Annotated in this window: 12 protein-coding genes; 2 read left to right on the forward strand and 10 right to left on the reverse strand. The window is 30.3% G+C overall.

Features of this window, described 5'->3' with window-relative positions:
* Positions 1-32: 32 nt before the first annotated feature.
* The 7 genes from LNQ49_RS02845 to LNQ49_RS02875 form a co-directional block, all read right to left on the reverse strand.
* Positions 33-1022, reverse strand: a complete 990-nt coding sequence (locus LNQ49_RS02845) for a TauD/TfdA family dioxygenase (RefSeq protein WP_229987269.1) — start codon at positions 1020-1022, stop codon at positions 33-35.
* Complete coding sequence (locus tag LNQ49_RS02850) at positions 1019-5686, reverse strand: non-ribosomal peptide synthetase (RefSeq protein ID WP_229987270.1); 4668 nt, start codon at positions 5684-5686, stop codon at positions 1019-1021. Before LNQ49_RS02850 ends, LNQ49_RS02845 begins: the two co-directional genes overlap by 4 nt.
* 82 nt (positions 5687-5768) lie before the next feature.
* Positions 5769-14459, reverse strand: a complete 8691-nt coding sequence (locus tag LNQ49_RS02855) for a non-ribosomal peptide synthetase (protein ID WP_229987271.1) — start codon at positions 14457-14459, stop codon at positions 5769-5771.
* Positions 14460-14895: 436 nt separating this feature from the next.
* Complete coding sequence (locus tag LNQ49_RS02860) at positions 14896-15864, reverse strand: NAD-dependent epimerase/dehydratase family protein (protein ID WP_229987272.1); 969 nt, start codon at positions 15862-15864, stop codon at positions 14896-14898.
* Positions 15865-16009: 145 nt separating this feature from the next.
* On the reverse strand, positions 16010-16651 hold the full coding sequence (locus LNQ49_RS02865) for a 4'-phosphopantetheinyl transferase family protein (protein ID WP_229987273.1): 642 nt from the start codon (positions 16649-16651) through the stop codon (positions 16010-16012).
* Positions 16652-17127: 476 nt separating this feature from the next.
* Positions 17128-18900 carry a tetratricopeptide repeat-containing sensor histidine kinase gene (locus tag LNQ49_RS02870; RefSeq protein WP_229987274.1) on the reverse strand — a complete coding sequence of 591 codons (1773 nt, stop codon included), beginning with the start codon at positions 18898-18900 and terminating at the stop codon, positions 17128-17130.
* 373 nt (positions 18901-19273) lie between these two features.
* Entirely contained in the window at positions 19274-19537 is a 264-nt protein-coding gene (locus LNQ49_RS02875; protein WP_229987275.1) for a hypothetical protein, read from the reverse strand.
* 312 nt (positions 19538-19849) lie between these two features.
* Here LNQ49_RS02875 and LNQ49_RS02880 point away from each other — a divergent pair, with 312 nt between their 5' ends.
* Complete coding sequence (locus LNQ49_RS02880; RefSeq protein ID WP_229987276.1) at positions 19850-20518, forward strand: response regulator; 669 nt, start codon at positions 19850-19852, stop codon at positions 20516-20518.
* Between the two features lie 388 nt (positions 20519-20906).
* On the forward strand, positions 20907-21389 hold the full coding sequence (locus LNQ49_RS02885) for a hypothetical protein (protein ID WP_229987277.1): 483 nt from the start codon (positions 20907-20909) through the stop codon (positions 21387-21389).
* 79 nt (positions 21390-21468) lie between these two features.
* Here the strand turns inward: LNQ49_RS02885 and LNQ49_RS02890 are convergent, their stop codons facing one another.
* From LNQ49_RS02890 to LNQ49_RS02900, 3 genes are all read right to left on the reverse strand, one after another.
* Positions 21469-22311 (reverse strand): GNAT family N-acetyltransferase, encoded by an 843-nt coding sequence (locus LNQ49_RS02890; protein WP_229987278.1) that lies wholly within the window; start codon positions 22309-22311, stop codon positions 21469-21471.
* Positions 22312-22407: 96 nt separating this feature from the next.
* The gene (locus LNQ49_RS02895; protein ID WP_229987279.1) at positions 22408-24423 is read right to left on the reverse strand and encodes a site-specific recombinase; all 2016 of its coding nucleotides are present in this window, start codon (positions 24421-24423) and stop codon (positions 22408-22410) included.
* A 753-nt stretch (positions 24424-25176) separates the two neighbouring features.
* Positions 25177-26130: a heavy metal-binding domain-containing protein gene (locus LNQ49_RS02900; RefSeq protein WP_229987280.1), complete on the reverse strand. Its 954-nt coding sequence runs from the start codon at positions 26128-26130 to the stop codon at positions 25177-25179.
* Position 26131 lies beyond the last annotated feature (1 nt).

Below are 26131 nucleotides of genomic sequence, written 5' to 3' on the forward strand. Positions count from 1 at the left end.
ATTACTGTTTTATTTTTTTCGAAAAAAATCTCTTAAGAAATAGATACGATAATTTTTCTGGCTCCTTTGTATGGGTTTCTTCCATGCGAAATCAGGAAATTGTCCAGGAATAATACATCACCGCTTATCCATTCAAACTCAATTGTTGCTTTTTTATATGCCAGTCTTAATTCTTCAATTTCTTCTTTTGATATTTCTGAACCATCTCCAAAAAAGGTATTATTAGGCAATTCATCATCAGAACTAATCGATTTTAAGAATGCATCGTCGAGCATGTATTTATTGAAGAATAAACAATGGTTGAACCAAGTAAATTCTTTGGTTACTGGATGCTCCCAGATGGCATCTTTACGCCATTTTAAAACTAATTCGTCTTCGTTTACCCATTGAAAGTCAATTCCGTTAGAACGGCATTCTTCTTCTACCTGACTTTTATCTGAGGTTTGAAAAACTTCTTTCCATGCTAGACCTAGTATTCCATTAAGGTTTCTTCTGTATAACACTCCTTTCTCTTCAAACTTTTTTCGTAAAGATGTACTTATATGATTCAAAACCTGTCTATTATCTGCTATTGGAGTTTCTCCTCTATATTCTGCAGCCGTAATACAGCAAAACACAATGCGATGTGGTGGATGTGCTGCATATGAGTTTTCACTATGCATATTAATTATCTCATCTTCAGGATATGTAGTAGACACATACACGTTTTCTACCAATTCAAACCTTGGCGAAGACCTGAACTTATATTCTAAAAGTTCTTTAGGAAATATGGACATCAGATCCTGAAATTTTTCTACCGAATTGATATTAAAATCTCTGAAAAGAATGGCTCCGTATTCTGAAAGATCTTTTTCGAATTTTTCATTGTTTTCAACAAACCAATTTTTCAAATTGTATCCGGAATGGATTGGAGTGATAACCAATGGAAAACTTTTTCCTTCGAAAAAAGAAGTTTTTACATTTTCTTCGAGGTTGATTTTTTTAGCAGATTGATTCTTTAATGTACTAATTCTACTCATCATGATTGCATTTTTAAAAAGTCAGACATTCTGTTTGTATTTCTTTTTTTAATTTCTTTTTTTGATTCTAAGAACTCTTTCAATTGAATTTGAGGATTTGCAAGGGCAGTTTTCAATATCTTTTCGAAGTCCTGAAAAATTCTTTCTATTTCAAATACTTCAAAAAGATCTGTATTATATTCAATAGCCAGCCTTAAATGATCGTTCTCGTTAAACACAAAATTCAAATCAAATTGTGCAGCATCCTTTTGTGTTTCAAAACGTTCAATCTCAAAGGCATAAATGCGATTGTAATCAATAATTTTGTTTTCGGTATTCAGACTCATCATGACATCAAACAGTGGAGATCTAGTCACATCTCTTGGCAGATTCAATTGATCAATAAGATCTATTAAGGGATAGTTTTGATATTTAAATGCGTCTAGTAAATTATTTTTTTGACTCTCAAGTAAATTATAAAAAGTACTTTCAGTATCTAACTTTGTTCGTATAGCAATCACGTTTAAGAACAATCCTATCAGATTTTCTGTGTCTGGATGATTTCTTCCTGAAAGTGGAGTTCCTATAATAATATCATCCTGGTTAGAATATTTATAGAGTAATATATTTATACCAGATAACAGTACCATAAATAAGGTCACATCAGAACTTTTAGCATAGGCTCTTAGTTCATTTAAAAATTCATTTGAAAACTGATGTGATAATTTATTTCCGTTAAAAGTTTTAACTAATGGTCTGCCTTTTATACTTGGAATACTTAGTTTTGGTACTTCTCCTTCAAACTGATTGAGCCAGTATTCCTGTGATTTTATATAATCTTCTTCTTGTTTATTTCTCCAGAAAACAAAATCCTTAAATTGAATTTTCAGTGCTTCGTTATAAATATTTTCCTGATTAATCAGCTTATTATAAAAATACATTACATCATTAATAATAACTTCTAATGACCACCCGTCACCAATTATATGATGCATTGAAAAGAAAATGATATGTTCTTTAGTATCTGTTTTTATTAGACAGCTTTTTAATAAAGGTGCCTTTTGAAGATCAAAAAACTCATGATCTTTATGATTGATATAATCCAGAACTTCACTTTTATCCTTATTGTTTTCTAAGAACTCCGCTCTTTCCATCTTATAATCTGTGAGATCCATATTTTGAATAAATTGCTCGATTGCTCCTTTATCGTTCAATTTAAAATTAGTGCGTAATATTTCATGACGCTGAATCAATAAACGGAACGATTCTTCTAATTTATCTGCATCAACATCTCCCTTAATTTTTAAGGCTATAGAAATATTGTAAGCTGCTGTTCCTCCCTCAAACTGACTTAAAATCCATAATTGCTTTTGTGTTGAAGAAATTGGATAGGATAATAATTCAGGGGCTTTTTCTATACTTTTTAAATGGCTGTCACTTAATTTTTTACTAATTTCTTCTATTGTAGGATTAGAAAAGAAGTCTTTAAACTTGATCGTTTTGTTAAGTTGTTTTTGAATCTTATTAAGTACTTGTACCACAATAAGACTATGCCCTCCTAATTCAAAGAAATTATCTGTTATTCCAATTCTATCAACTTTTAAAACTTCTTGCCAGATATTGGCAAGTTCTTGCTCTGTTGCATTTTGTGGGGACACATATTCTTTTCTAATCAGGTCTTCTCCACTTAAACTTGGTAATGCTTTACGATCTGTTTTTCCATTAGAAGTTAAGGGAAGATTCTCTAATTCGATATAGAATTTAGGAACCATATATTCAGGTAACTTTCCTTGAAGATACGTGCGGATAACCGATTTGTCCTGCTCTACTGTGCTAACATAGTAGGCAACCAATACTTTTTCGTCATTGATTTCTTTAACAGCAACAACCGTTTGTTTTAAATCAGTAGAATATTGCAGTAAGGCAGTTTCAATCTCACCAAGCTCTATCCTAAAACCACGAATCTTAACCTGATGGTCGATTCTGCCCATGTACTCTATATTGCCATCAAAATGCCAATAGGCCAAGTCTCCTGTGCGATACATTTTTTCTCCTTCAACAAAAGGATTATTTGTAAATTTTTCTACCGTTAGTTCTGGTTGATTCAAATAACCTACTGACAGTCCTTTACCCGATATACAAAGCTCTCCCATAACTCCTATAGGAGCTAATTGGTTACCTTCTGGCTCTACAATATATACTTGTCTATTGGCAATAGGCTTTCCAATCGGAATCACAATTTCTTTTTCTGCTACTAGATGATAGGTCGCACATACAGTACTTTCTGTTGGCCCATAAGTATTGTATATAGAAATGCTATCCCGTATAGTACTTATATAATCTGATTGTAAAACATCACCTCCACTAATCAGGATTCTTATTTTAAGATTGTATTGTTCATGAGTTCCATTTAAGTATTGTAATGCATACGGATTTGTACTCAAAACTGTTATGTTAGTTCGTTCACAAAGACGGAATAATGTTTCGAAATCGCCCTTTGATTCGTATACTACTAAAGTTCCTCCACTAATAAGGATTGGAAATATTTCTTCTATCGAAGTATCGAAAGAAATACTAGCTTGTTGTACTATGCTGTCTTCAGATAATAATTGAAAATAATCTTTAAATGTTACTGCATAATCTACTAAAGAGGCGTGAGTTATCTGAACTCCTTTCGGATTTCCAGTAGATCCTGAAGTATATATCACGTAAGCTAAATCTGTTGGAGTTATGTTAGTTATATATTCTCCAATATAGCGATCAGAAGCACTTCTAAATTCTTCTAAAATAGTATTTGTTATTGTCCGTTTACAATTACTATCTTGTTTTATATAAGCTTTTCTTTCTTCAGGATAAGTAGGATCTATAGGTATATAAACAGCTCCTGTTTTTAATACAGCCAGAATTGTTATGATAGTCCATGAATTTCTTTCTAATTCTATTCCAATAAAATCACCTTTTTCCACATGAAGTTGTTGCTTAAGGTAGTTTGCCAGTTTATTACTGTATTTTTCTAAAAGCGCATAACTTATTTCTTCCTCTTGATAAATTAATGCTGTCTGATTTGGATTTTCAGTAGCAGCTGATTTTATAAGATCTATAATTGTCGAAGACGTTTGAGTAGAAATAGATGGCTTGTTAAATTCAGTAAGTATCTTGTTTTTTTCTGCCAAAGTCAAAATCTCAATGCTGTTTAAAGATTGACTCGGTTTTTGCAGTCCCGATTTTATAAATCCTTCAAAATGATTCAAAAGACTAACAATAAAATTTTTATTATAAATGTCTGTATTGTATTCCACACTCAAAGACAAACCTTCTTCTTTTTCTACAAAGACAAAACTAATATCAAGCTGGCTAACCCCTCTTTCGATTTCATTATATTCAGAAGCAACGACTCCATTTATTCCTTTTTGATCGTTGATCTCCATCCCCTGATGATTTTGCAATAAAACCATAATGTCAAATAAAGCTGATCTACTTTGATCTTTAGGGAGTGTTAAGTGATTAACTAGTGCAGTAAAAGGATACTCTTTATTTTCATACGCTTTTATAAGTGTCTGTTTTTGTTTTTGCATAAGAAGAAGAAAACTATCTTCTTTTTCAAACTGCGTACGTATAGGTAAAGCATTAGAGTATAGTCCTATTTGGTGCTCAAGATCAGCATGCTCTCTTCCAGCAACAGTAGTTCCCAATGTAATATCAGTTTGACCTGTATATTTAGAAAACAATCCGTTCAATCCTCCCATCAACAGCATGAATAGTGTCATTTGCTGCTCTTTAGCAAAAACATTTAATCCATCTAAAAACTGTTTAGAAAATTCATGATTGTGTATACGACCATTATAGGTTTTAATCGCGGGGCGCTTCTCTTGAATTAAATCTAGTGCTGGAGATTTTGTTTGAAATTGTTGTTTCCAGTATTGCAATTTTGCAATATACTCAGGGCTTATAAGCTTTTCATTAAGCCATTCGCTGTAGTCTTTGTATTGTATAGAAAGCTCCGGTAATTCTACTGCCTGCACACTAGCAAGAGCGTTATAAACAAACATAACTTCTCTAGTAAGCAATTGCAATGACCAACCATCGCCAATAATATGATGCAGGACAAATAAAAGAATATGTTCTTCTTCACTACTCTTTAATAAAGTTGCACTTAACAAAAGATCTTTTTCTAAATCAAAAACTTTATGATATTCTTCTTTAATTTGATTTTGAAGTTGTTCAACAGAGAATTGTTGTAAGTCTACTGTCTGTAGTTTAAACTCCGTTTCTTCTTTTCTTAGGATATACTGTTGTATTTCTTCTTTTTGATTTTTTCTGAAAATAGTTCTAAGTGATTCATGTCGTGCTATAACCTGTTGAAATGCTTTTTCAAGAAGCGTTTCGTTAAGTTTTCCTTTTAACTTTAATGTCGAAGTAATATTATATGCTCTGTCTCCACCAAGATATTCATGGGTAAACCACATAAAATATTGTGTTGGAGTTAATGTATAACTTTCCTTTATCTCAGCATTAGGAATACTTGAACCCGAGGAAATCAAATTCATTAAATATATCTTATGCTCTTTAATCTCTTCCAATAATTCTTTTGTCAATACACCTTTTGGTGCATTAATTTTAAGGTTACCATCAGTTATTTTTAACTGAACTCCTAAAGAAAGAAGTTTATGTAGGATTTCGTTTTTCATAAAAAATTGTTTAAATCTGGTATTACCAGATTTGCATTTTTATTTTTCCTTTAATTATTGAATTTTCTTTTTTGAAAGTTTTTTATAAGATAATTTCATCTTGATCTTCCTCCTGAAGTACAGTATCGAACTCTTGTTTTTGAACAACATAAAAATTCAATAAAACTGACAAACCCTGTATATTTAGTGTTTCATATAAATTTGTTATAGAAAACATCGTATTGTATATTTTATTGATTTTATTAATTAGAACAACAGCTTGTAAACTATTCCCACCCAATTCAAAGAAATTATCCTCAGTTCCTATTACCTCTGGTTCGAGTTTAAGAACTTCGGCCCAAATTTTCACCAATTCATATTCTATATCATTTTTAGGAGCTACATAAGGCACCGTTTTCAAATCAGAAATAGTTGGATTGGGTAATGCCTTTCTTTCTATTTTCCCAGTTCGTGTCAACGGAAATTCATCCATAGCTATATAAATTGTCGGAATCATATATTTAGGTAATATTTGTCCTAAAAGCGTTTTGATATTGGTTACATCCAAAACCTCTGTTAATCTTATATATGCTGTTATGTAATTATTTCCTTGTAATTCTTTAAGTAAAACCACTGCCTCTTTTATAAACTCAATCTGCTCCAATTGATATTCAATTTCAGATAGTTCTATTCGCAATCCATTTATTTTTACCTGAGAATCTTTTCGCTGCATAAATTCAATCTCACCAGTAGGAAGCATCTTTCCTATATCTCCAGATTTATAAATCCTGCCCTCACCTGTTATCGGATCCGTTATAAAAACATTATCAGTTAACTCCTGTCTGTTTAAATAGCCTAATGAGAGATAATCACTTTTGAAAACAATTTCACCAGTTTGATAAACACCTCTCGATTGATTGTTTTCATCTAATAAAAGAACATCTGTTTCTATTACTGCTTTACCCAGAGGTATATTATTTCTTGTTAGTAGTGAAGCGTGCGTTAGGAATTTTTGACTTACAATAGTCGATTCTGTAGGTCCATAATCGTTTACTAAAAAAGCGCCTTCAAGGAAATATTTTTTAAATAAATCCAAATCTGACTTATGACATGATTCTCCTCCTAAATCCACTAATCTTACTTTAGGTAACACCAACCCTTCTTCCAATCCTTTTAAGAAATTTCTATAGATTGTTGGTACCATGTGTATAATTGTAATATTTTGAACAAGCAACCATGCTGAAAGTTGGTCAAGTCCATTTTCAACTATATCATAGAAGCTAACTTTACCACCGTTTAAAATGGCTCCATAAATGTCTTTTACAGAAGCATCAAACGTATAGGTTGAGAAAACACTTAAATTATCATTTTCTCCAATCTGAACATTATTAGTATATATTCGTATAAAATGAAGTACATTTTTTTGATTTTGCAAAACTCCTTTTGGCATTCCTGTAGACCCTGATGTATACAAAACATAGGCTTCTGTTAAAGGATTTATGGCATTGTCAGGATTAGAAATTTCAGGAAGAATATAATCTTTAGACAACTTTATAATTGACAATTCTGGTAATACCTGTTCCAACTGTTGAGCCGTTTCTATAGTAGTATCATTACATATCAACTGGTTACATCCTGAGTCTTCAATGATATACTGAATTCTACTCAAAGGAGTATTAGGATCTATAGGCACATAAGCATAGCCGGCTTTAAGCACTCCCAGCATTCCTATTACACACGTTTCATTGTGATTTAATAGTAGTGCTATTCGTTTTGTTTCGTTATTTGCTTTTTCATTGATTTGTCGTGCCAAATGATTAGCACAATTATTCAGCATTTTATAAGTAAGTTCAATTTTATTTGAAGCCACCGCCTGATGATCTGGAAAACGTTCAACTTGTTTTTCAAATCGTTGTGCTATACTTTGTTGAATTTCACTCGCTTCAAAAAATCTAAAATCATTAATTGGCATTAAGTCTTCTTCTTGATCAATAAATTCTTCAAATATTTTTATTGATTGTAGTGGTTTTTCTTCATTTACTGCCACCTGATCAATGATAGATAAATAAGCATTTATCCAATATTGAATCGTTTCTTTTTTAAAGAGTTCATGATCATACACACAGTTAATACTATATCCATTCGCAAAACTTTTTATATAACATTCCATATCAAATTTTGGTGTTGCTTCAAACACTTCATGACTTGGATTAAATTCAGTAATTGCTTCCTGTGCTTTTGCATCAAAGTCAACCATATTTAGAAAAACTGGACTTAGAGGGAAACGATTGTCATTTTTTGGAGCATTAATCAAATCCAGCAACTTTTCAAAAGGATAGTTTTGATGTGCTAAAGCATTTATCAATGTTTCATTAATCTGTTTCAAAAACATTTCAAAAGATATATTTCCATCTACTTGATCCCTCAACATCAGTGTATTTATAAAACAACCGACAAGATCTTTTAATTGGTAATGATTTCGATTTGCTACAGGAATCCCAATAACAATATCTTCTTCTGAGGTAAGTCTGAACAACAATATCTTTAGAGTTGCCACAAATACTGCAAATGTACTAACGCCTTTTTTCCTAGACAGTTCTTCTATTTTAGCCTTCTTTTCTTCTGTAATATATACCGTATAGGAAGAAGAAGCATTTCCTTTCTTTAACTTCGAATTATAATCTGATGGTAGCTGAAGATATGTTAGCGGTCCTTTAAGCTGTTCTTTCCAATAATTTTCCTGAACAGTAATTTCTGATGATTCCAGCAACCTATTTTGCCATTGTGCATAATCTTTATACTGTATAGATAATTCTGGAAGTGTTACAGCATTACCAGCTAATATTGCTGTATAAATATCCATTAAATCTCTAGATATGATCCCCATAGACCAACCATCACCAATACTATGATGCATATTAAAATACAATCTATGAGTTTTATCTTCTTTTAAAATGGCAATTTTAAACAAAGGATAGGTTTCAAGATCAAATTCATAATCAAATACATCATTCTTAATCTCTGTTGCCGATTCAAAAAACGGAATAGAGACTGGCAAATGCGATATGATTCTTTGTTGAGGAATACCTGCTTTTTCGACAAATACACTTCTTAAAATCTCATGACGCTCCAAAAGGATATTAAACGCCGATTCGAAAGCCACAACATTTAAATTATCTGGTAATTCAAACGTACTGTAAATATTGAATTCTCTAGATTTCCCATTTATTTTATAAAGCAACCAGTATCTAATTTGCGAAGGAGATAAATCATAACACTCCCTATAGGCTAGTTTTTCAATCTCGTTCACTTCTTCTACAGAATCATTCAAAAGAAAAGCATGACTTTTTAAGCTCGTATTTGTATAAAGTGCTTTAAGATCAATTGTTATTTTAAATATTTTCTGGTATTCGTTTAAGAGTTTGGTTAACAACAAACTATGCCCTCCAAGTTCAAAGAAATCGTCTGTAATACCTATTTTATTATGTCCCAAAAGTTCTTGCCAGATTATAGCAATCTTTGCTTCTGTTTCATTACTTGGGGCAACATATTCTTTTTTCAAGATATCTGCTTCCGAAATAGTAGGCAGTTTTGAAATATCTATCTTCCCATTTGCATTCAACAATAATGTTTCCAGTACAACATAATAACTAGGAACCATATAGTCTGCCAAATGTTCTTTTAAATAATTTCTAAGTGCTATTTTCTCAATATCTACTGTAGCTGTGTAATAAGCTATTATAGCTGGCTCATTATTTATTTCCTTAACCAATACCAAAGCATTTGTAATTGCAGGCTCATATTCTCTAATGACATGTTCTATTTCGCCCAATTCAACCCTATTACCTCGTATTTTTACCTGATTGTCTTTTCTTCCTATAAATTCAAGAGTACCATCAGGAAGCCATCGAGCTAAATCTCCTGTTTTATATAGTTTCTCTTCTGCTTTAAATGGGTTTTGAATAAACTTCTCTGCTGTAAGATCTGGTTGGTGCAAATACCCTTTTGAAAGTCCTATTCCCGAAACACATAATTCCCCAGCGACTCCGATTGGTTGCAATTTTAAGTTTTCAGATAAGATGTAAACTTTTGTATTTGCTATTGGTTTTCCAATAGATACCTTTTCTTTTGAAGCTTGCTTACAATCATAATAAGTCGTTACAACCGTATTTTCTGTTGGTCCATAATTATTATATATCTGTAAAGAAGTATTTACAGAATAATTCAAACGTTCTCCACCAGTAACTATAATAGTCGATAATTCTAAGCTATCATCTGCCATAATATCTTGGCAGATTTTTGAAGGCAAATAAGCATGGGTAATTTCGTTCTCATGTAAAAAAGACGCTAACATTTGTGTATTAAGACGGATTGCTTCTTTTTTAATTGGATAAAGCGCAGCTCCTGATATCAAATACGGATAGATTTCCCAAACTGAAGCATCAAATCCAATTCCAGAAAATAAGGTCCCTCTACTAGTTGCATCAACATTATAGGCTTCAATATGCCAAAGACACAAATTCACCAAACTTTGATGCGTAATCATCACTCCCTTTGGTTTTCCTGTAGAACCAGAAGTATAGATTACATAAGCCAAATCAGTACTTACAGTTTTTATTTCGGGTTGTAAAGGCGATGTTTCACTACAATAAAAATCATCTAAAAATGCATCGTCTATTACTACTGTTGCATCAACATCTTCCAAAATATCCTTAATTCTATTTTCAGGATAATTCATATCAATAGGTACGTATGCGGCACCGGTTTTTAGAACACCTAATAAGGATATAATTAGACGTTCGCCTCGATCTAATTTAACGGCAACTAGACTTTTAGGAGCTAGTCTATATTTCTGAATAAGATAATTAGCTAGTCTATTAGACAATTCATCTAATTCGATATAACTCAAAGTTTTATCATCCTCTATAACAACCAATTTTTGAGGTGTTCGCTGTACTTGAGATAAGAAATGATCTATTACAGTTACATCAGTATCAAAAACAGAATCTGTATTATTGAATGTATGGAGTAACGTTTCTTTTTCACTTTCAGAAACTAATTCAATTTCCTCCAACAGCATTTCTGGTTTTTGTACTACCTGCTGAAACAGATTCTCTAAGTGCCAAGATATACCCTCTATAAATTCAGTTGTATAAATAGCTGTATTGTAAAGAATTTCTAAGTGAAGTGATTCTTTTTCTGTAAAAGTGAAAACAATATCAAATGGGGAAACATTGCTACTGATTTCGAATTCTTCCATAATCATATCAGAAGAATTATTATTTGCAAAATTGGATACCTGATGTTGATTTTGCAATACAACCATGATATCAAACAGAGGAGACCTCGAAGTATCTCTTGAGATTTTCAATTGTTCTACTAAAGCATCAAATGGAAAGCCCTGGTACTCATAAGCTTCTAAAAGCTGCTTCCCTTCTCGTTGCAATAATGATGAAAATCCTTCCTTTTGATCTAGTAATGTTCGTATTGCAAGCGTATTGATGTACAAACCAATCTGATGTTCCAAATCTGGATGCTCTCTCCCTGCTATTGGAGTTCCGATAACAATATCGTTCTGATTGCTGTATCTTGATAATAATGTTTTTATTCCAGTCATTAACACCGTAAAAAGTGTAACCTGAGAACTCTTAGAAAGTTCTTTTAATTCCGTAAGCAATTCTGTTGAAAAAGTACAACGAAACTGACTTCCTGTATATGTTTTTACAACAGGACGATTAGTGTAGCCTGGTAATTGAAGTACTGGTGCTAGTTCTTCAAATTGTTTAAGCCAATATTTTTCTGCAGTCTGAAAGGCATCTTTTTTCTGTTGATCCTCTAGCCATAGTGTGTAATCTTTAAACTGAACAGGATGCTCAGGCAATGCAATAGAACCTCCAGCCTGTAAGGTTTCATAACATTCTAAAACTTGTGCGGTTAATACTTTCAACGACCATCCGTCACTGATAAGATGATGAATTGATAAATAAAACACATAATCATTAGCAGCTGTCTTTAATAATGAAGTTCTGAATAAAGGCGCTTCAGCAAGATTATAGCTTTGTTTTTCTTTTTCTTCTATATATTCTTTTACATGCTCATATGGCAGCTCCTGATTAGAGAAATCATCCTTTTCTATCGTAAAATGAAATTCATCATTTGGAACAATATATTGTTTTACTTCCCCTTCTTCATCCTTCATGAAAAAGGTTCTCAGAATTTCATGATGTGCGACTACTTTAATAAATGCTTCAGTAAAATTATCAGCATTAACCTTTCCTTTTAATGATACTGCACCTGAAATTTGGTATGCTTCATTCCCGCCATCTAACTGACTTAACAGCCACAATCTCTTTTGAGAATGAGTCAATGGATAGGACTCTGAATAAGAAGCTAAAGGAATTGGTAAATATTCCTGTTTATTCAATGTCTTTTTTAATTCACTTATAGTTGGGTTAGTGTAGAAAACTTTATAAGAAACGCTTTTATTAAGTTCTTTATAAATTGCATTAATAATTTGTGAGATCATTAAACTATGTCCACCCAATTCAAAGAAATGATCATTCATTCCTATAGGCGAAATTCCTAAAGTTTGTTCCCAGATTTGAACCAGTGTTTTATCCAGATCATCAACAGGTGATACATATTCTTTTTTAACAATAATGCTTTCTGATATTTCAGCTAGAGCCTCTTTATTTATTTTCCCATTAGGCGTTAATGGTATCTTTTCTATTTTTATAAAAAAAGACGGAATCATATACACTGGAAGCTGTTTCTCCAAATGCTTTCTTAAATCTATTTTATCTACATTCTCATGTCCAGTGTAATATGCAACTAAAATGTCTTCGTTATTACTTTTTCTAACGGCAACAACCGTTTGTATTATATTTTCAGAAAATGAAGATATACTATTCTCTATTTCTTCCAGTTCTATACGATAGCCCCTAAGTTTTATCTGATGATCTTTTCTCCCAAAAAAAGCAAGATTCCCATCTGGCAACCATTTTACTAAGTCACCAGTATCATACATTTTTTGTCCTTCATTAAAAGGATTATCGATAAATTTTACTGAGCTTAGCTCCGACTTATTTAGGTAACCTTTAGCAATTCCATCACCTGAAAGATATAATTTTCCAATAATTCCGGCAGGTACTAATTGCAGCTCTTCATCCAAAATATAGGCCTGAGTATTTGCAATAGGTTTTCCAATAGGAATGGTTTGATATATTTTTTCAGAAGATAACTGGTAAGAGGTGCTATAGGTTGTATCTTCTGACGGACCATATAAATTCCTGATCTCGGCATTAGTTTGCAATAATTTTTTAGCAATATCTACTGTAAAAGGTTCACCTGCAAGATTGATAACACTAACGTTTTCTAGGCTAAAACCTTCACCTAAAATATTCCGAATACTTGATGGAACTGTATTCAATAAAATCTTACGGTCTTTTGTTAATTCTGCACCAATTTCTAAAGCATTTTGTAATATTTTTATCTTTTTTCCAATTGAAAGTGGATAAAACATTTCATATACTGAGAGATCAAAACAATGTGATGTAGCAGCATAAACAATGTCAAAGTTTTCAGGATTAAATTCATCTTGAGCCCAATAAATTAAGGCTAAAGCATTTTGATGAGTGATCATTACTCCTTTAGGATTACCCGTAGTACCTGAAGTATAAATTATGTAAGCTAAATCATCTTTTTTTACATTAGAAAGCGGATTTTCTTTGCTATAATTGATTTGATTCACTTGAAAATCATTATAAACTATATCATCAATGACTAATTTACAATTACTGTCTTTTTCTATATAGGCAATTCTTTCTTCAGGGTAATTAACATCTATTGGAACGTATGTGGCTCCTGTTTTTAAAATTGCTAAAATAGAAATAAGTAGCTTTTCAGTCCTTTCCATTTTAACTCCTACAAAGTCTCTTGCAGAAATATCTTGTTTTAAAAGATAATCAGAAAGCTGATTGGCGTGCTCATTTAAAAGTTTATAAGTAAGCGTTGTTTCTTTATAAACAACAGCAATATTTTCAGGTGTTTTATTCGCTTGTTTTTCTACAATTTCAATTAACGATAAAACATTGCCATAATCATGTTTTTCTTTATTCAGAGTATGTAGCAAAAACATTTCTTCTTTCTTAGAAATTAAAGAAATTTTACAGGCCTCTGCGTTAATACTTTCTTCAAGTTCTTCAAGCCATATTTCAAAGTTCTTTAAGAAATGCATAGCCATATTATTTTCTGCAAACTTTTCAGAACAATATAATGTAAGCTTTAAATCTTTATTTTTAAGCTTCTCTATTACAAATGAAAATTCATAATTCGATGCAGACAATTCATTCTCTTTTCCATAATTAAACTCAAAAGGAATATAATCTACATTTGATATTTGTCCAGTAACAATATTATCATAATAAGGAGTATATTTATAAACCTCCTGAGCTTCTTTTTTGGTTTCTTGTAAAAATTCTTTTATTGTTTTTTGACCTAGTAACTGAAACTCGTAAAATAATGGTGCCTTGGTCGAAAATGATTGTGTTTTTAAATGCAAAACATTAGAGTCATTAAAATATCGTTGTAGCAATATGTTATATAACGCAATTAGCACTGTAAATTCTGCAACTTTATTTTCTGATGTCAGCTTATAGAAATAAGAAAGCACATTAGCATCAATTGTAATATAATTAACCGAATGATTTCCTGAAAAACTTTCTTCAGAGTACACGATTCTGCCATCCTTTTTCTGCCAATAGTCTTTAGCTATTTTTTCGTTAATGTGATCCATTTATTGTAATTCTTTTTATACCATTAGGCTTTAAACAATTTAGATATAGAAAATATCAGGCAATGATGTTTTACCACTTAATTGCTAAATTTTGTATCTCAAATATTAATTTTCAAATGCAATAAGTTTCTGCTAAAGTAGTAGTAAGGTTCCTTTAGAAATTACGGATTTTTAACATAAAAATTACGGACTTAATTTCAATTGTATGAACACTTTACAACCATACAAATTGAGTACGAAACCTATCAAAATCCGATATTTATTGATATATCATAGTATTTCTATAAATTAAATAGAATTTAATAGCTTATGACATATTAAAATCACTCTTGTTATGCAATTTATTTATTCATTATTTTAAGCAAATCTCATTAGTTATAAATGCATTTTCAAGATAGCATTTTGATTTTTAAAACTAAATAACACCCCTTATTTACTATAATAATATCTGATTTTGAACAGTAGCTTCCAATTTTTCTAACATCTCTAAAGTCATGCTTGGCAAATCAAATTTATTTTGCCAATTCCAGTCTAACCTTGCACAGCTATCATCAATGCTGTCTGGCCAGCTATCTGCAATTATTTGGCGAAAATCATTCTCTTTGTATGTTATCTTAAAGTCAGGAATGTGCTTTTTAATTTCAGCAGCTATTTCATTAGGACTAAAACTCATCGCGGATAAATTATAAGAGGACCGAATTTTTACCAAATCATTCGGTGCACGCATTATATCGATTATGGCATCAATAGCATCATCAATATACATCATTGGTAATTTTGTTTCAGCAGATAAAAAGCATTCATATTTTTGTTGCTTAATAGCTGAGTGAAAAATATCTACAGCATAATCCGTTGTTCCTCCACCTGGCGGCGCTGACCAGCTTATTATTCCCGGAAATCTCAGGCTTCTAACATCTACTCCAAAGGTTTTGTGATAATATTCACACCATCTCTCCCCTGTCTGTTTACTTATTCCATATACTGTAGAAGGTTCCATGATAGTATATTGTGTAGTTTTTTCACGTGGTGTATTACTTCCAAAAACAGCAATACTGGAAGGCCAAAATATTCTTTTTACTTTTTTTTCTTTTCCTAAATTAAGAATATTAAAAAGCGAATTCATATTTAAATCCCATGCAAGTGCATTTGCTTTCTCGGCTGATGCAGACAATAAAGCAGATAATAAATAGATCTCTTCTATGGCATATTTATCAACATAATATTCAATCTGTTCAATATTGAGCGCATCGATAATTTCAAAATATCCATGATTAACAATATCATTATCTGGTCTTATAACATCTGAAGCAATAACATTTTCGATACCATAAATTTGTCTCAATCTTAAAGTGAGTTCAGTACCTATTTGACCACACGCACCTATAATTAAAATTCTCGTACTCATACTTTTAATTTAAAATGATTAATACTCGGTAAAATTCTTCTGATTGTTGCTTTGTTTCTAAAATTTTAATAATGAAAATAAATAGATGAATCACACTTTTTACAACTAATACTTCTAATCTGGTCTATTAAAAACAAAATACATTTTAACCATATTTTTTTATACAAAGCACTTCAATATCCTGATCTGAAGAAATGTAACATTTATACTTCTTATCAATTTCCGCTTCTTTTAGAAAAAAAGTCTTTTCATTAATTGTAGTTTTACTTTCTAAAATCTCAAATGTTTGCAACGGTATTGATAATCCATGACCATGTGTTTTTATAACGGCTTCTTTTTGTGTCCAATAATCAAAAAATGTTTCCTTTATAGTATCAGACAAAATAACTCTTAGCCATTCGTTTTCTGTCATCTGGCTTTTAAAATCTTCTATTTCAATATCTACTATCATTTCAATATCGATCCCTATCTGGTTTTCTTCACATAATGCGCAAACAACTATTTCTCCTGAATGTGAGATATTAAACTGAATTGAACTATCTTTAAAATAGGGCTTGTTAAATTTTGTTTCTAATATCTCTTTCTTATTAGGTTTGTATTTGTAAATCTCCTCAATTGCTTTAAATAATAGTAGCCTTCCTAAAAGTGATAATTGTGCATCTTGCCATCTTTTATATTTCTTTATTTTATTTTGATACTTAGATGAAAATTTTGGCAATTCATTTTTAAATAAATTTTCAGAATTATCTTCAGATATATAAGAATAATAGATGTAAATCAAACTCATAAAGCATTTTAAAAATCAAAATTATATTCATTGCTTTTTCAAACATTGTTTGCAACCTGCAATTTTGTTGACAATCAATTAATCGTAAAACACAAAAAACATGTTTAGATGATTGCATGTTTTAAAAGCCACAGACTTAATAAAACTGCGGCTAAAATAATAATGCTTTGAAAAAAAAAATACGGACTTTTGCTCTAATAATTACGGGTTTATTTGATAAATCTCAAATATCGTAATCCATAGCCTCAGACAGTTTATTTCTAACTATTTACCTACTTTCAATTGGAAGGTTTTGATAGCAATTTTAAGAAAATTTACAGCATAGTATATAAGTCATTAAAAAACTTATTTAAGAGAGAAAATACAAGATGAATATTTGTAAGCCTAGTGATTCAAATTGCTATTAAGTAATAACAATATAAAGTATTCCGTTGGTTTAAAGAAGTTTATAATTCTTTATACAAAAGACAAAAAAACTATTCTAAGGCATCTATTACTATAGAATCTGGATTAAAAATAACTATTATTTTTGTTCCTTTTCCTTTTTTTGATTTGATTTTAAATTTTCCTTTTAATGAAATAGCTCGCTCTTTCATATTATTTAATCCAATACCCGTTTTAGAAGCTTCAACATAAAATCCGTCACCATCATCAATAATGCTTAATTTCAAAAAATTATTTTTAACTTTTTGAATTTTAATTTCGCAATTATTTGCTTTTGCATATTTATTAACATTCAAAATTGATTCCTGAATTATACGGTAAATATTTATTTTATAAATATTTTGAATAGTACTCCAATCTATAGAATTATCAATAACGCAATTAAACTTTGTAGAACTAAAATCTTTCTGATTATCGACTAAATTCGTTAGCAACGTATTAAAATCATTTCCAGTAAAAAAAGCATTTTGGTTTAATTCGTGCGATATCATTCTGATTTCATTTTCCACATTTTGCAATTCTGCTATATAACTTTTGCGCTTTTCAATCGTTAGTTCATCAATTTTAGAATTAAAAAACCCCAGATTCATACGAATTCCATAAATCTTGTTCATTATCCCATCATGCAATTCTCTAGCGATTTTAGTTTTTTCATTTTCTCTTGCTATATTTATCTTTTCATTTTGTTCAATCAACAATAAGTAAATCTCTTCATTTGCTTTTTTCTGTTTAATCAAGAACTGTAACTCCTTATTTTTATATTTTGAATATCTTAAAACAAGAATGATTAAAAATAAAAATAATAGCAAAAATGAAATGATTAATATGTATAGATTTTTTTTAGTTAAAACCTTATTTTCGTCTTCAATTATCGAAGTTTCATATTCGATTCTCGCATACTTATCGTGAGCATTTTTTTGTACTGTATTTATACTATCACTTACCTTGATATAATAATTTGTATAAAATAAACTATTCTTTTTGTCTAAAGTAGAAAGTAATTTTAACGTCGTTAATACTTCATTACTATTCTTAATTCTAATTGCTAATTGATTTGCTTCCTTAAGTATCTGAAATGCTTTTAAAGTATCTTTTTGAGTTAAAAAATATTCCCCAATATGAATTTTTTTATATAGAATATCAGATTCATCCCCATTCTTTTCTAAAATTTTTAATGATTTTGTAAACATTGAATAGACATTATGATATTGTCCATTCTTCATCTTAGAATAGGCTAGATTACTAAGTACATTTGCATATAATCTTGGCCATTTTTCTTCTAAATCTTTTGATAATAAACCTTGCAACTTTTCAATAGATTTTGAATATTCACCTTTTAAATCATATAGATTACAAATATTAATAGTAGACGCTACGTTATAGTTATTTAACTCATCTTTATCTATATCATTTGGTTTTATCTTTTCTAAATTATTTAAAGCCATTTGGTGATACCACAACGCCTTATCATAATTAGTCAACTTCTCTAGGCAATTACCCATTAATGCATTACAAGAATAAAGTAATCGCTGATCTTTTGATTCTTTTAAATACTGCAAGGCTTTAGAAATTTCTACTTCACATTCTATATAATTTCCATCATAAAATAAAACACGCGCTTTATTAAATAACATCCTTGCCGCATTATCATAATCTGATAATTTATAATATAATTTTTCTGCTTGTAAATAATAAAAATAAGCACTGTCTTTTTTTACATTACCATAACCATCTCCAATATAATACAATGCCTTCGCAATTCCTTCTTTATCATTAACCTCTTTCGATAATTTAAGTGCCCTCAAACTCGCTGCTAAAGATTTGTTCAGATTTTTATTATAGTAGTACTCTGTCGATAAACTGAAATACAGATTTCTAATGACAGAATCATTCTTTTTTACATTTAGCAAATTAAATATGGAATCTAAATGCTTTTCTTTTTTAGAACCTTCTAAATACCTGCTACTAAAAGATATAGATGTTTTTATTTCACTATTCGATGGTTCCGTATTTTTACATGAAAAAATTATCAGGACAAGAAATAAAGAAATTATTTTTAAAGAAGTTCTCAAAGTCTAAGTATTATTTTACAATTTCAAATATAACGTTTTGAAATAAAAACAATGTAAAATTTAAGAATAAATGAAATAATCTATATTTCGGAAAATAATGAAAAAATTAATTCTTTCTGGGTGGTATAACGATAATTGGATCACCTTCAGTCTCGACTGTAACATTACTTTTTGAAACATTTGTCTCGTTTATAGAATCTTTTACTTTTGAATCCATTTTTTTATTCAGATTCATTTTCAATTCCTCCTTTGACATAACTTTTAACGAGCTATTATTGGTTTCTGGAATTTCGTAATCATCATTTGTACATGAAGTCGTTAATAAAGAAATAAAAAGTAGTAATCCAGAAATAAACAATTTGTTTTTCATAACATAAATTTTAGCTGATTATTATTACAGCAAAAAAACAGCTATATTGAAATTAAAATGTACGGTAAATCCGTAATATTTCACTTGTTATGAATAAAAGATTAAAACATAACCAATTGTTAATAAGCTCATAAGATCTCTTACAAAGCCTTTAAAACCAAAGTACGGTAAGTCCATAATATTTCATTTTTATTTACATGAGTAAGGCTCTTTAAATTTTAATTAATAGTATAATAATAATATGATTTTATAAAATTGTACGGTAAGTCCGTAATATTTATTAGATTTGTTTTAACATAGAATTATAATTATATGAGTCTTAACATTTTGATTGTAGATGATCACCCAATGACTGTGGATGGTTATGTAAACCTTTTATCTGATAACGAGTTTCAAAAAGAAGTACCAGTCTTTATAAAAAGCCATAATTGCGAAGATGCGCACAATAAAATACTTCATGAATCAAGGCAAAACAAGAATATTGATTTTGCTCTATTGGATATTAATCTCCCCCCTTTCAAAAAACTTAATATTAATAATGGTATAGATTTGGCTCTACTAATTAGAGAAAAATTTAAAAACTGTAAAATAGTTCTTCTTACTATGCATAGTGAACCATTAACTGTTGATAAAATAATAAAAGGAGTAAAACCTGAAGGCTTGATATCAAAAAGCGATATTAATTTTGAATTGTTTCCTCTTATTTGCAAAAGAATTCTAGAAGGAGAAATAGTCCAAAGTGAAACTATAATAGAATCACAAAGAGATTTATTCAAAAAAAATATAAATTGGGATAATCATGATAATCAAATATTACTTTTAATTTCTCAAGGTGTTAAAACAGTTAATCTTCCTAATTATATCCCTCTTTCTATGAGTGCCATAGAAAAGAGAAAAGCTAGTATTAAAGACCAGCTTCTACATGGGAAAGGAAGTGATAAAGATCTAATTGAAAAAGCAAAAAATTTAGGTTTATTCTAAAAATACCAATTCAAACCTTCAGGTAGCAACATTAACAGCTAACTATAGAATTACAATGAAACCAAAAACAAAAGGTTTTGTTGTTTTAATTGCAATCTTTCATTTTGCTTAAGTGACTCTTTTAGAGTACAAAATAATATTCTTCTGCTTTTATATCATTATAAAATAATACATGAGGTTTTCAAATTCATTTATGAACTGCAAGCCTCTACATCTTCATTAATCCACTTAAAGTAAAATACTGCTAGTATCTTATTATGATGAATAATCATTTAATAAATAGGCAAAGCCCATTTGTTATTCCCATTATGCTAAATTTTTGTGAAAAATAATTTTAGGTTCGATTTTTGTTTTACAAATCATTATTAATCTAATAAAAATTGAAATCATGAAATCATTAAAATATTTTTTTATAGGAATGGTTTTTATTACAGCAAGTGCTTTACATGCTCAAGTTTCGGTCAATGTTAATATTGGTTCTCCACCATCATGGGGACCTGCAGGCTATACAGATGTACGCTATTATTACTTACCAAACCTTGAAATGTATTATGACATCAATACATCCAATTACATTTATATTAATAATGGAAGATGGATAAGAACTAGAAATTTACCCCGAGCTTATCGAAATTATGATCTTTATAACGAATATAAAGTTGTTCTTACCGACTACCGAGGCAACTCACCTTATGATAATTATAAAATTCATAAAGGAAAATATGGTAAAGATTATAGAGGGAAACCACAAAAAACTATTGGTCAGAAGCCAGGTAAAGGGAATAACAAAGAATATTACAATAATGAAAATAAACGTGAACACGGAAATGGAAATGGAAATGGACACGGGCGTGGACATGAGAAGCATTAGATTATAATAAAGAAAGGGGTACTTGTAGTCCCCCTTTTTTATTTAAATATTTATCAGTCCAGAATTATAGTAAACTCTCTTAAATTTTTCTTTTCATTTCAAACTGTGACACCTTATTTAAGAGCCCTAAATTCTTTAAAAAAGCATTTGTTTCTAGCGAATTATCATCAACATTGTTCATAGATACTTCCTTAGAATTTATTGTTTCTAACATCTTATTTACCAATTGTGCCCCTACTCCATTACGTCTATGGTTAGCGGCTACAGCAATTTGTAAAATTCGTTGTGTCATACGATTGTAGACCATATAACCTACAGGCTCATTTTTTATATAAGCCTCCAAAATACAACAACGTTCCTTACTATTGTCTAAGCTCTTAATTGTATTTTGCCAAGTAGGTTCTATAGACCAAAAAGAAGTAAAAGTATTCCATTGAAAATCTTCTAACTCTTTAATTGTTGCAATACTTTTTTGATTTGTTATTTCAATAGGTCCTCCATAACAATTAACAGTTCTATGAATTTTATAGTTCATTTTTTCATAAGCTCGAATTGCAGCATTGTTGCCTACAATTACTTCTAGCACCATTTCTTTTACACCTAAGTCTTTTAATTTAGGTAGTAAATAATCATACATTTTAGTGACTAAACCTTGTCCTCTATAATCAGGAATAACTCCTGTTGCAGCGTTATAAGCAATTAATTGTCCATCAAACTCATTCACGGCATGCAGCATAAAGCCAACTAATTTATCTGATGAGAAAACCCCTATTGATAAATCTAATTTTATGTTTTCGGCAACAATCTTGGCCTTTAATTGTTCTGAATTAAGTTGTAGAGGCACAATATAATCTGAAAATGATGCATTTAACACCTCAACTATACTATCAATTTCAACTTTTTCTAAAGTATTAATTTCCATTTTTATTTTTTAAGCTTTAATAAATTCTATTTTAAAATTATGCAATTTGAATAACCTCTATAAAACAACTGTTGGTACGGCTGATTACTAATACTATTATGAAATATTATTCTTTGGTGGAAAAAAGAAATGCGAAGGCTTACTTAGGAAATACCTAAAGATTGCACTTGTCACCTGTTTTAATTCTGAAATCGGAATGTTTCGAGAACGAAACGCAAGTCCTAATGACAAACTAAAACTAACAATGAAATTCACTAAACCAATAATTCCGATACCTAAAACTGACCAGAAAAACATCCATTCAGTAATATAAAAATCCGCACCATATAACCCCATGGCAAAGTTTCCACTAGCAAAAGTAATGTGTCTGATATCAATATTTAATCCAAAGAATATTCCAACAAAAACTGTACTTCCCATAAAAATACCAAACCAGAAATTAGATATGATTCCTGCCCATTTTTTTTCATACAGTGAGGCCAACTTTTTAGTCATTTTTTTTCCTAAACTCAACTTAAGCAAGGGATGCTCTTGAATACGATAGTAAATGTGATTGTGTTTGTCTCGATTGGCAATACTTCCAGCAATAATCCCAGATAAAAACAGAAAAACTCCTGCTATGGCAGCATGAAAAATTGCTGCTGAATAAATCGGATTCAAATCATTAATCAAAACTGGCCATTTTTCTTTAGCAATATTATAATGAAATACTTCGTCAATAAGCCATATTCCAAGTAATGAAACTGGAAAAGCTACAAGAACATTCCCTACAAATGCAATAAACTGTGAACGGAATACTCGCGCAAAAAATATAGCAAACTCCTTGTACTTATATTCATTCTTGTCTTGATCTTTATGTTTGAATCCTTCCTGTAAAGCCCTTACCAGTGCAGAAGCGGTCATTGCAGGTTGTTTTGTTGCTAATGTAAATCCGAGGATATAAATTATAATAAATCCTATCGAATAGTTCATGCTATATAAAAATATATGCCCAAATCCACTAGCATTTACTTTTCCTAATAACAGTTTAATAATACACAGTATCCCTACGATAAAACCTCCGCCTGCGGCTGAATAAAACATTTTATAATATTCCTTGCGGCTACTTGTAATATAATGTTCTCCCGTATTGGCAGTATGCTGCGTTATTTCGTATGATAGAAGTTGGGTACTCTCACTGATTAGTTTGTCTATATTATTTTTATCACAATTGTATTTAATCAATAAATAAGAAAGTGAAATAGTATTCTTGTCAGCATCTTCCTCTTCAGTCTGTACCAAAAGTGGTAATAGCGATTTAAGGCGAAGAAGTTGCTGACGGATTCGTAACAAGCTTTGATTAACTCGTAATGAAATTCCAAATTTATTACTGTTTTTAAAGGCTGTTTCTATATAATCAGTACACTGCTTGTGCAGGATAATCAATTGTTTGTAACCTAAATCATCCGGATGTATAAAATTCTCACTAGATTCAATCAGCTTTTCACTTATTAGCAATAACTCTCGTTGAAAAGCAAGAAAGGGACTTTCAAAATTCTCATATTCAGGTACCATCTGAATTACATCTGATTCCATGGCACATCCACATATACGGTAGGTAATAACCTCCATCGCAAAGACGAGTTCGGTAAGTGCTGATTTCTCATCACTAGTTTCATAAATAGAACGAAACTCCAACAATGAGTACAACTCCCAAATTTGTTCCTGTGGTATTTTCTTAATCCATAACGGATCTGTCTTAACAAAGAATACTTGATTTAGTATAAATTGCAATGTGTCTTTTTCGGGTTGTTCCGGAATAAATTTGGCAAATAGTCGCTTACGTACCTCATAAAAGAAATTAGCATTCTGAAGAATCCCCGCATCAGAAAGAATTTTATTGAACTTCTTCTTTTCAAGATGCGCACTAACACAATCCATCAGTCCATCACGATAATTTTGATTTTCCTTAAGAAGGTCAATCAATTCTGATAAATCAACAACAGTTGTTTTTTTTATTTTTTTTGGGCGAACCAAATTCACCAATTCTACCAGTAACTCTACATTCTCTCTATTAAATTTCCATAATTTTTTATCCTTAAAGTTTTTTTCAAAATAAAGCTTTAAGGTCATTTTTGGTTTTCTCCTCAATCTCAATCTCATTCTAGTCAAATTTAATTATTACGAATTCTTTTGCATCTAATACAAAAAAACAGTTCGTTATCGTAATGCAATATACCATCTATAAATTACACTCTTTTTAATTTTTTCATAAAGAATTCCTACAATACATTATTTAGATAGAATTTTAATTCCATTACTACTCCCTAATTTTACCATAGAATCATTAAATAATAAAATATTATTTATTGTTTTGGTTCAGTTGCAACTGCTAAATTAAATTACAAATAAGCTAGAAAACAGAACACATTCCTTCAAAACACATTTTAAATAAAACACTATAATTCAAATGTTTATTAATTACTTTTTAATTAATAAACAGTATTCTAAAAAGCATAGACCTAAGATAAAATCCCTCTTTTATATTAATAAAATTAAAGCGTTTTAAGTCTAAAGATATAATTATTAATAACCCTGACAATCCCTATTTCGATGCTGTTATGAATCTTTTTATTTTATTTTTTTTACGTAAGAAAAATCCAACTAAAACAACATTGATTTTAGTAGCTTAATAGAAGATTTAGGTGAACGCTCTTTAATTAAATAAATAATCTTAACTAAAAGGAATTACATCATAAAATATAAAAAAAGGCTACCTCACAACTTGTGAAGTAACCTCTTTTTTTTGAATTCAATTATCTATTAACCAAATAGAACTCACTAATAACTCAACTTTACGTATTCAACATGAAGGTTGACACACTCTTAATGGTGGTCGTGACTATCATGGTTATCACTTGCTGACTTAGTTCCTTGTAATACATTTACAGTAAAATCTGCCGTATGAATTACCCCATCAATTTTAAATTGTACCCACATTCTGTAAAGACCTGCTTTTTTAACTTGTGTCTCAGCATAAATAGGGAAATTTTTATCTGATATAGGGTGAATATGAAGAAAATCTTTTGTCTCTTTAGCAATCATTACAATATGAGCACTTGCTCCAAGATATTGTTGAATGTCTTTTTCATTGAGTTTCTTACCCTCTTTTTCAACAGTAAATTTTAATTTTTGTCCTCTATCCGTCTTAAAATCATTTCCATTAGTCAACGTAACAGTATAATTATCAACTTTAGAAACAAACTTTTCTGTTGTAATTTTTGGTACATTTAAAGGAGCGCCTTTTACATCAACTTCTAGTAATTTAACTTCATTTGAAGCCCCTATCGGTTTATAGTCAGTAAATAAAAGATATTTTCCACCAGCAGGAAATGTTTCAGAAATACTATAAGTACCATCCGCTTGTTCCTCTGGATGAACATGGTCAAACCAAGTCAGTTCTTCATTCACAACCAAAAGATGCATCTTCATTTCGTGTACAACATCCAATGTAGCATTTTTACTACCCTCAGTAATTGAAATAGAAAGTTTCGTTTCTTTACCTGCCTGAATGATTTCAGGATTACTAGATAATTTAACATCAAAACCTTCTGTTTTTTCTGTTGCTAACGGTTCTAATTCCATTCCACATTTAGAGCATTTTTCTTCTTTTTTTCCTGTTACTTCAGGATGCATCGGACAAGCATAATTGCTTTCTTCATTTTTATGTTGATGCGTACTCATATCTGTTGATTCTTGCTTCTTTCCTGAATTATTACAAGCAGTTAACATTGTAATACATACAGTTCCTCCAAGTAATAGTATCTTTAACTTATTCATA

The sequence above is a fragment of the Flavobacterium pisciphilum genome (genome assembly GCF_020905345.1).
Classification (GTDB): domain Bacteria; phylum Bacteroidota; class Bacteroidia; order Flavobacteriales; family Flavobacteriaceae; genus Flavobacterium; species Flavobacterium pisciphilum.